9 protein-coding genes are annotated in these 8,849 nt (G+C 70.5%); 8 read left to right on the forward strand and 1 reads right to left on the reverse strand.

Features of this window, described 5'->3' with window-relative positions; translation table 11 throughout:
* The first annotated feature begins 145 nt into the window (after positions 1–145).
* The 7 genes from ACK4LS_RS14155 (at position 146) to ACK4LS_RS14185 (ending at position 7,626) form a co-directional block, all read left to right on the forward strand.
* Positions 146–1,822 (forward strand): DUF885 domain-containing protein, encoded by a 1,677-nt coding sequence (locus ACK4LS_RS14155; RefSeq protein WP_409718560.1) that lies wholly within the window; start codon positions 146–148, stop codon positions 1,820–1,822.
* A 149-nt stretch (positions 1,823–1,971) separates the two neighbouring features.
* On the forward strand, positions 1,972–3,042 hold the full coding sequence (locus ACK4LS_RS14160; RefSeq protein ID WP_409718563.1) for an LLM class flavin-dependent oxidoreductase: 1,071 nt from the start codon (positions 1,972–1,974) through the stop codon (positions 3,040–3,042).
* Entirely contained in the window at positions 3,039–4,373 is a 1,335-nt protein-coding gene (locus ACK4LS_RS14165) for an MFS transporter (RefSeq protein ID WP_409718566.1), read from the forward strand. Before ACK4LS_RS14160 ends, ACK4LS_RS14165 begins: the two co-directional genes overlap by 4 nt.
* Before the next feature lie 212 nt (positions 4,374–4,585).
* Positions 4,586–5,350 carry an SGNH/GDSL hydrolase family protein gene (locus ACK4LS_RS14170; protein ID WP_409718569.1) on the forward strand — a complete coding sequence of 255 codons (765 nt, stop codon included), beginning with the start codon at positions 4,586–4,588 and terminating at the stop codon, positions 5,348–5,350.
* Positions 5,351–5,710: 360 nt separating this feature from the next.
* Positions 5,711–6,514 (forward strand): SDR family NAD(P)-dependent oxidoreductase, encoded by an 804-nt coding sequence (locus tag ACK4LS_RS14175; RefSeq protein WP_409718572.1) that lies wholly within the window; start codon positions 5,711–5,713, stop codon positions 6,512–6,514.
* A gap of 102 nt (positions 6,515–6,616) precedes the next feature.
* Positions 6,617–6,949 carry an ArsR/SmtB family transcription factor gene (locus ACK4LS_RS14180; RefSeq protein ID WP_409718575.1) on the forward strand — a complete coding sequence of 111 codons (333 nt, stop codon included), beginning with the start codon at positions 6,617–6,619 and terminating at the stop codon, positions 6,947–6,949.
* A complete protein-coding gene (locus ACK4LS_RS14185) occupies positions 6,946–7,626 on the forward strand; it encodes a cation transporter (protein ID WP_409718578.1) in 681 nt (226 codons plus the stop codon). Before ACK4LS_RS14180 ends, ACK4LS_RS14185 begins: the two co-directional genes overlap by 4 nt.
* Before the next feature lie 159 nt (positions 7,627–7,785).
* Here the strand turns inward: ACK4LS_RS14185 and ACK4LS_RS14190 are convergent, their stop codons facing one another.
* Positions 7,786–8,115, reverse strand: coding sequence for a winged helix-turn-helix transcriptional regulator (locus ACK4LS_RS14190; protein WP_409718581.1), 330 nt, complete (start codon positions 8,113–8,115; stop codon positions 7,786–7,788).
* A gap of 72 nt (positions 8,116–8,187) precedes the next feature.
* On the opposite strand from ACK4LS_RS14190, the gene ACK4LS_RS14195 reads away from it, so the two are divergent.
* Entirely contained in the window at positions 8,188–8,835 is a 648-nt protein-coding gene (locus ACK4LS_RS14195) for an FMN-dependent NADH-azoreductase (protein WP_409718584.1), read from the forward strand.
* Positions 8,836–8,849: the final 14 nt, after the last annotated feature.

The raw sequence follows: 8,849 nt of genomic DNA on the forward strand, positions 1-8,849 counted from the left end.
GGCTGCTGCGCGGGCTCCGCGGCGCGGTCGCTGCTGCACGGTGCCGGGGGCGCGAGTGCCGCGACGCGTCCTCCCCAGGCTGCCCGGCACGCGGGCGTTCGTCCACAGGCGTGCGCCCGCCGCGCACGTTCCCTAGGCTCGGGGGATGACTGACGCACACCGCAGCTCCACGCCGATCGACACGATCGCCGACGCGTGGGTGGACACCCTGGCCGAGCGTGAGCCGACGCTGGCGACGTACATCGGCCGGTTCGAGCACAACGGGCGTTTCGGCGACTACAGTCCCGAGGGCGCCGAGGCCCTGCTCGCCGACGCACGCTCCACCAAGGTGGCCCTCGAGGCCGCGGAGCCCGTCGACGCGATCGACACCGTCACGAAGATGGACCTCGTGCGCGAGCTCGCCCTCATGATCGAGGTGCACGAGGCGAAGATCCCTCTGCGCGATCTGAATGTCATCGCGTCTCCCGCGCAAGATATCCGCTCCACCTTCGACCTGATGCCCACGGCGACCGTGGACGACTGGACGACCATCTCCGAGCGGATGAAGGCCCTGCCCACGGCGATCGACGGCTACGTCTCGTCGCTGCGTCGGGGAATCGCCGAGGGGGTCGTGCCCGCGCGCCGTCAGGTCAGCGAGGTCGTCACGCAGATCGCTCGCTACACCTCCGACACCGGCTTCTTCGCCGAGTTCGTCGGCGAGGCCGCTCCCGAGGAGGGGCAGCTCCCGGCATCCCTCGCCCGCGATCTCGCGCAGAACTCCAACGCGGCCCGCGTCGCCTACGACGCTCTCGCGTCGTTCCTCGCGAGTGAACTGGCTCCGGCCGCCGGCGACGTCGATGCGGTGGGCCGGGAGATGTACGCCCTGCACTCGCGCCGGTTCCTGGGCGCCGAGGTCGACCTCGACGAGACGTACGAGTGGGGTGTCGAGGAGCTCGCCCGCATGGTCGCCGAGCAGGAGGCCATCGCCCACGAGATCCTCCCCGGCTCCACCGTCGAGGAGGCCGTCGCCTTCCTCGAGAAAGACGAGTCGCGCAAGCTCCGCGGCACCGAGGCCCTGCAGGAGTGGATGCAGCGCACGAGCGACAAGGCCGTCGAGGAGCTCGGACGCACGCATTTCGACATCGCCGAACCGATCCGTCGCCTCGAGTGCATGATCGCCCCGACCAACGAGGGCGGGATCTACTACACCGGTCCGACCGACGACTTCTCGCGGCCGGGTCGCATGTGGTGGTCGGTGCCCGAAGGCGTCGACACGTTCGACACCTGGCGCGAACTCACCACCGTCTACCACGAGGGCGTTCCGGGCCATCACCTGCAGATCGCGCAGGCGGTCCACAACCGCGCCGAGCTGAACTCCTGGCGTCGCCTCCTGGCGGGCACCAGCGGGCACGCCGAAGGCTGGGCCCTGTACGCCGAGCGACTGATGGAACAGCTCGGCTACCTCGACGACCCCGCCGATCGCCTCGGCATGCTCGACGGTCAGCGCATGCGCGCGGCGCGCGTGGTGCTCGACATCGGCGTGCACCTGCAGAAGCCCCGCCTCGACGGCACCGGCACGTGGGACCACGACTACGCCCTCGCCTTCATGCTGAAGAACGTCAACATGAGCGAGGAGTTCGTGCGCTTCGAGGTCAACCGCTACCTCGGATGGCCCGGGCAGGCTCCGTCGTACAAGGTGGGCCAGCGCATCTGGGAGCAGGTGCGCGACGAGGAGCAGGAGCGTCGTGGCGCCGAGTTCTCGATGAAGCAGTTCCACACGCGTGCCCTCGACATCGGCGGCGTCGGTCTCGACACGTTGCGCGCGGCTCTGGCATCCGTGTGAGTTCTTCCCGGTGGGCGTCGCCGCCGCGGCGCCCGCCGGGAAGACGGCGGGACCACCTGCGACGGGGCGGCGCGCGGCCGCCCGTTCCTCGATGCGGGGAATACCCGCAGCTCCCGTAAAGTTCATTCATCCGAATGCAAGGAGACCCCATGGACGTTCGCCCCCTCGAGCTCGGCCTCGACACCTTCGGAGACATCTCGCGCGACCCCGACGGCTCGCTCCTCTCCGATGCGCAGACCCTCCGCAACGTCGTCGACCAGGCGGTCCTGGCCGACGAGGTCGGCCTCTCGTTCTTCGGGGTGGGGGAGCACCACCGGAAGGACTTCGCCGTCACCAGCCCCGAGATCGTGCTCGCCGCGGCGGCCGCCCGCACGACGAACATCCACCTCGGCACCGCCGTGACCGTGCTCTCCAGCGACGATCCGGTGCGCGTGTACGAGCGTTTCGCCACTCTCGACGCCGTCTCGAACGGACGCGCCGAGGTCATCCTCGGACGGGGATCGTTCATCGAATCGTTCCCCCTCTTCGGCTACGACCTGGCCGACTACGAGCAGCTCTTCGAAGAGAAGCTCGAGCTCTTCTCGCACCTGCTCACCGAGAAGCCCGTCACCTGGTCGGGGCGAACGCGCGCCGCCCTCCAGGATGCGGATGTCTACCCGAAGACCGAGAAGGGTCTGACCGCGTGGGTGGGGGTCGGCGGCTCTCCCGAGTCGGTCGTGCGCACCGCCCGCTACGGCTACGGCCTCGTGCTCGCCATCATCGGCGGGTCCGCGGCCCGCTTCCGCCCGTACGCCGACCTGTACCGCCGCTCGCTGCAGGAGCTCGGCAAGCCCCAGATGCCGATCTCGGTGCACTCGCCCGGGCACGTCGCCGCAACCGACGAACAGGCCTGGGACGAAGCGTTCGAGGGTGTCGCCGAGCTCAACAACACCATCGGTCGCGAACGCGGCTGGCCCGAGTACAACCGCCTGCGCTTCCAGCACGACGTGGGCCCCGAGGGGTCGATGTACGTCGGCTCGCCCGAGACGGTCGCACGCAAGATCGCCGCGACCGTGCGGGCACTCGGCAACTCGCGCTTCCAGATGAAGATCGCGAGCGGCTCCATCTCGCACGATCGTCTCCTGTCGAGCATCGAGCTCTACGGCACGAAGGTGCGACCCCTCGTCCACGAATTGCTCGCGGAGTCATCCGCGACGGCCGACGCCGCCGGCATCCGGTGACCACGACCACCGACACCGTGCGGGTGTCCGAGCGACTCGACGCCCTGCCGTTCACCCGTCGGCACGGACGGATCCTCGCCGGATCCGGGCTCGGCTGGGCCCTGGATGCCATGGACGTCGGGCTCATCTCGTTCGTCATCGCCGCGCTGAGCGTGCAGTGGCAGCTCGCGCCCACCCAAGCGTCGTGGATCGCCTCGGCGGGGTTCGCGGGCATGGCGATCGGCGCGAGCCTGGGTGGCCTGCTGGCCGATCGGTTCGGCCGCCGGCACGTGTTCGCCTTGACGCTCTTGGTCTACGGCGTCGCGACGGGCGCGAGCGCCCTCGTGGGCGGTCTCGCGGCTCTCCTCGTGCTGCGCTTCATCGTGGGTCTCGGGCTCGGCGCGGAGCTCCCGGTCGCATCGACCTACGTCAGCGAGTTCGCGCCGGCCCGCATCCGCGGACGCGTCATCGTCTTCCTCGAGGCGTTCTGGGCCGTCGGGTGGACCGCCGCCGCCGTCATCGGGTACCTCGTGGTGCCGTCCTCGGCCGACGGGTGGCGCTGGGCCTTCGCGCTCGGCGCGATCCCCGCGGTCTACGCGCTCATCGTTCGGTGGGGGCTGCCGGAGTCTCCGCGCTGGCTCGCCGCACGCGGGCGCAACACCGAGGCCGTCGCGATCGTCCGCTCCTTCGAGGCGGCCGCGGGGCGTGTGTCATTGGAGCCGTCGGAAGAGGGGGAGCCGGCATCCGTCCCCTCGCCCCGTCCGCGCATCCGCGCGCTCTGGGCGCCCGCGCTGCGCGCTCGCACGGCGAGCCTGTGGGTGCTGTGGTTCTGCGTGAACTTCTCGTACTACGGGGCGTTCATCTGGATCCCCACGATCCTCGTGGCTCAGGGATACGATCTCGTGCGTTCGTTCGGGTTCACGCTCATCATCACGCTCGCGCAGCTGCCCGGCTATGCCGTGGCGGCCTGGCTGATCGAGTCGTGGGGTCGGCGCGCGACGCTCGCGACGTTCCTCGCCGGCTCGGCCGTGTCGGCGGTACTGTTCGGCACGGCGTCGGGCGAGGTCGCGGTGATCGCGGCGGGGATGGCCCTGTCGTTCTTCAATCTCGGAGCCTGGGGCGCGCTGTACGCGGCGACTCCCGAGGCGTATCCGACCGCGCTCCGGGCCACCGGCGCCGGCTGGGCGGCGGGGGTGGGCCGCATCGCGTCGATCCTCGCGCCGCTGGCCGTGCCGCCGTTGCTCGGGCTCGGGGGAGCGCCCCTGCTGTTCATCGTGTTCGCGGCGTTCTTCGCGGTGGCCGTGGTGGCGGCGCTGTTCCTGCGCGAACAGCGCGGGCGCGCGCTGGCCTGACCCGCGCGACCCCGCTCACCCCGTCCCGGTCGCGACCCCACGCTCCGCCCCGCGCCGTCGCGAACACGCGTCCGTGGCCCCGCCGCACACCGAGGGCGAGTGTCCGAGAAACGCCGCGTCATACCTCGGCGCAACGGCGTGTCGCGGACGCTCGACCCGCGGAGCCGGCGTGAGGCGGCAGGGGAGCGGGGCGGCGCGCGTAGGCTCGACCCATGGCATCCGTGCGCTACGTCGCGATCGGCGACTCGTTCACCGAAGGGGTCGGTGACGAACTGCCCGACGGAACCGTGCGAGGGTGGGCCGACCTCGCAGCCCAAGGGTGGGCGGATGCCGCGGGGGAGCCGATCCAGTACGCGAACCTCGCCATCCGCGGCAAGCTCATCCAACCGATCGTCGATCTTCAGCTCGAACCGGCGCTGGCGCTGAGGCCCACGCATCTGTCGTTCAACGGCGGCGGCAACGACATGCTGCGCCCGCGCGCCGACATCGAGCGGATCGTCGGGGCGTTCGAGCACGTGCTGCGACGCTGCGACGAGGAGGGCGTACAGCTGATCGTGCTGTCGGGTGCGAACCCGTCGGCGGGACTGCCCCTCGGGCGCGTGGTGCAGAACCGCGGCGACCGGCTCTCGCGCGCCGTCGAAGAGCGCCTCGCCGCGCGACCCGACGTGATCACCGCCTACAACTGGTTCGACCGCGAGCTGGCGGGCGGGGAGTTCTGGTCCGTCGACCGCCTGCACATGAACGCCCGCGGTCATCACCGGGTCGCCGCGCGCGTGGTCGAGTCGGTCGGGCTCAGCGCGCCGGGGGAGTGGTGGCGACTCCGCGAGATCCCCGAATCCGAGCGACTCAAGGGATCGGCCTACTACCGCGAGCACGTCGCCCCGTGGGTGCGCCGACGCCTGTCGGGCACGTCGTCGGGCGACGGCCGCGAGCCGAAGTTCGGCGGCGCGTGGGTGGAGCTCACACCCACCCGCTGACCGCTTGGCGGCGCAACGACGGCTTTCGGCGGACTGACCGGATGGCGGGGGAGCGGAGTTGGCAGAGGGTGTCGATCCGCGACATGACGATCTCCGTGGCCGAAGACCAGCCGATCGCGGTGATGCGGAGCCCGCGAGCGGCCGACCGCCATCCGCGGTTCCCCGCGGGGAGGATGCGACGCACCCTGCGCGTCTTCGAAGACGCTGGCGGTTCATCCCGCCCTTTTTCGCCTCGATCCACCTTTTGGAAGATCTGGACACCGAGGAGCTCCCGCCCGTGAGCGATGCCGTCGACGGCATCCTCGAGGTCTGAGACCGCATCCACAGCCGACGCAGACGGTTGTGCGCGACGATGGGCGCATGACTCTCGCTCTCGTCACCGGCACCTCCAGCGGCATCGGCCTGCACACCGCGATCGGACTCGCCCGCTCGGGCGCGTCGGTGATCGCCACGGTGCGCGATCTCGCCCGCGCCGACGCGCTCCGCCGTGCGGCCGCCGCCGCCGGGGTGGAACTCGACATCCGAGCCCTCGAGGTGACCGACGCGGCGGCATCCGAGGCACTCATCACCCAGGCCGGCGAGATCGACATCCTCGTCAACAACGCGGGCCGCGGCGCCGTGGGCACCCTCGAGCAGATGTCGGATGCCGACCTGCAGGCGCAGCTCGACACGAACTATCTCTCGGTCGCGCGCCTCACGCGTCTGGTGTTGCCGGGGATGCGAGAGCGCGGTCATGGCCGCATCGTCACGGTCACAAGCGTCGGGGGAGCGGTCGGACAGCCTTTCGCCGACGCCTACTGCGGGGCGAAGTTCGCGGTGGAGGGACTGATGCAATCGCTCGCCCCGGTCGTCGCGCCGTTCGGCATCGACGTGTCGATCGTCGAGCCCGCGGCCGTGGCGTCGTCGTTCACGGACTCCGTGCACCGCGCCGCGCCGGGACCGTACGCCGCCCTGCAGCAGGCCTACCTCGATCGCACCGCGACATCGTTCGCGAACGCCCAGCCCGCCGAAGAGGCGGCCGAGACCGTCGTGGAGGCGGCGACCACCGACGCCCCGCGTTTCCGCTGGCAGACCTCGGAGGCCGCCGTGCGCTTCGCTTCGCTCTCGCTGAGCGATCTGACGGGGTCGCGCGTGATCGACGTGACGTCGGGTTGGATCCGCTGACGCGGGTCGGAGACCGGGGGAGAGGGCGACGCACAGGACGAGCCACGCGACCACCCGGTCGACGGCGTGAATCAGTACAGCAAGTCATGTACTGTCGTTCGCATGCCCACGGCGACCCGACCTCACACCGCGGCCCTCTCGCGCCTCAGTCACGCGTTGGCCGACCCGACGAGGGCGGGCGTCCTCCTCGCGCTCCGCGAGGGGCCCGCCTATCCCGCCGACCTCGCCGAGGCGCTGGGCGTGTCGCGGCAGGTCATGTCGAACCAGCTGACGTGCCTTCGCGGCTGCGGACTGGTCGTCGCGGACATCCAGGGCCGCCGATCGTCGTATCGACTCGCGGCCCCCGCTCTCACCCGCGCCCTCGACACCCTCCTCGACACGACCCTGACCCTCGAACCCGAGTGCTGCTCGGGGGAGCAGTGCCGTTGCTCATGACCGCCGAGAGCGGCACACGCGATCGCCGGGGTGTCCTGCAGCGGCGCATCCGCTGGATCGTCGCCGCGACCATCGGATACAACCTGATCGAGGCCGTCGTCGCCATCACCGCCGGGGCGGCGGCATCGTCGGGCGCGCTGATCGCCTTCGGTCTCGACTCGACGGTCGAGGTGCTCTCGGCGGCCGCCGTCGCGTGGCAGTTCACGCGTGACGATCCGCATCGGTGGGAGCGGGGGACCCTCCGCGTCATCGCCGTGGCGTTCTTCGCGCTCGCCGGCTCCGTGATCGCTTCGTCTGCCGCGACCCTGCTCCTGCGGATCGAGCCCTCGCACAGCACGCTCGGACTCGTCATCACCGCGCTGAGCGTGGCGATCATGCCGCTCCTGTCGTACGCCGAGCGACGCGCCGGTCGCGAGCTGGGCTCGGCGACAGCGGTCGCGGACGCGAACCAAACGCTGATCTGCACCTACCTGTCGGCCGCCGTCCTGGCCGGTCTGGCGGCGAACACGGCGCTCGGTTGGTGGTGGGCCGACGCGGTGGCCGGTCTCGTCATCGCCGTCTTCGCCCTTCGCGAAGGCGGTGAAGCGTGGCGGGGTGACGCCTGCGCCACATCGGTGGGGATGCTGCTCGACCAGGAAGACGATGACCGAGATGCTCGTGAGGCTGGTCAACCGTGAGCCCGGTCCGCCGCGGCGCTCGGGGAGAGTCCGCGATCCGTCAGGCAGACCGTTCTCCGTAAACTGACATAATGTGCATTATCGGCGCTAACGGGATCTGGATGCGTACCACGTCACGGACAGCCCCATACGCCGCGCCCCACACGCCGCGCCTCACGCTCAGCGACGCTGCAGATTGCCCTCGGCCCACTCGCCGAGCTGGCCCAGGATCGGAACCAGTCGGCATCCGGCATCCGTCAACGCGTAGGCGACCGCGACGGGCGGCCCGGCGTCGACGCGGCGATCGACCAGCCCGGTGTCGGCTAGTTCGGTGAGGCGGTCGGAAAGGACGGCGTCGCTGATCCCGGACACGGCTCGACGCAGGCCGGAGAACGACAACTCCCCGTGACCGAGCACGTCGAGGATCATGCCGTTCCATCTTTTGCCGAGCACGGAGAATGCGCGCGAGACGGCGGCGTCGCACTGTCGAGCGTCGTGATCCTCGGCCATGCTCTTATCCTACGTGTGCTAGCGTGCGCAGAGCTACTTGTCTTTTATTAGTCACTCTGATCGGAGAAGCTCATGACTCTGTTCCGCCTCGATGCCAGCATCTTCCCCGCCACCTCCGCCAGTCGCCAACTCGGCGATCTGGTCGAGGCCGAATGGTCGGCCGCGCACCCGTCGTCGACGGTCGTGCGCCGTGACGTCGCCGCCGACCCCATTCCGGCAACCGCCTGGCGCGACTCGGTGACCTCGGGATTCACCCCCGCCGACCAGCACACGGACGGTCAGCGGGAGGCCGTCGCCCTTCGAACGCTGCTCGCCGACGAACTCATCGACGCCGAGGCGCTGCTGTTCACCGTGCCGCTGTACAACTACGGCGTCTCACAGCACGTGAAGACGTGGTTCGACCTCGCCTACACCGACCCGCGCATCGACCCGCAGGGCACCGCGCTGCGCGGCAAGCCGGCCACACTCGTCACCGTCCTCGGCGGCAACTACGAGCCCGGGAGCCCCAAGGAGGGGTGGGACCACTCGACCGGCTGGCTGCGTCGTGTGTTCGAGGATGTGTGGGGCCTCGACCTCACCGTCGTCCACCGTCCCTTCACGCTCGTCGGGGTCAACCCCGCGCTCGACGCGTTCACCGACGCGGCCGCGGCGCTGAAGGCCGACGCCGAGGAGGCCGCCGTCACCGCTGGGCGCACGCTGGCCGCATCTCGCACGGCCTGACGTCCGGTCTCCCA

This window comes from Microbacterium sp. (genome assembly GCF_046295495.1).
Taxonomy (GTDB): Bacteria; Actinomycetota; Actinomycetes; order Actinomycetales; family Microbacteriaceae; genus Microbacterium.

Coding starts and splice junctions, on each gene's coding strand:
- ACK4LS_RS14195 (WP_409718584.1), top strand. CDS start 8,188: ATGACTCTGTTCCGCCTCGATGCCAGCATCTTCCCCGCCACCTCCGCC.
- ACK4LS_RS14170 (WP_409718569.1), top strand. CDS start 4,586: ATGGCATCCGTGCGCTACGTCGCGATCGGCGACTCGTTCACCGAAGGG.
- ACK4LS_RS14175 (WP_409718572.1), top strand. CDS start 5,711: ATGACTCTCGCTCTCGTCACCGGCACCTCCAGCGGCATCGGCCTGCAC.
- ACK4LS_RS14155 (WP_409718560.1), top strand. CDS start 146: ATGACTGACGCACACCGCAGCTCCACGCCGATCGACACGATCGCCGAC.
- ACK4LS_RS14160 (WP_409718563.1), top strand. CDS start 1,972: ATGGACGTTCGCCCCCTCGAGCTCGGCCTCGACACCTTCGGAGACATC.
- ACK4LS_RS14190 (WP_409718581.1), bottom strand. CDS start 8,115: ATGGCCGAGGATCACGACGCTCGACAGTGCGACGCCGCCGTCTCGCGC.
- ACK4LS_RS14185 (WP_409718578.1), top strand. CDS start 6,946: ATGACCGCCGAGAGCGGCACACGCGATCGCCGGGGTGTCCTGCAGCGG.
- ACK4LS_RS14180 (WP_409718575.1), top strand. CDS start 6,617: ATGCCCACGGCGACCCGACCTCACACCGCGGCCCTCTCGCGCCTCAGT.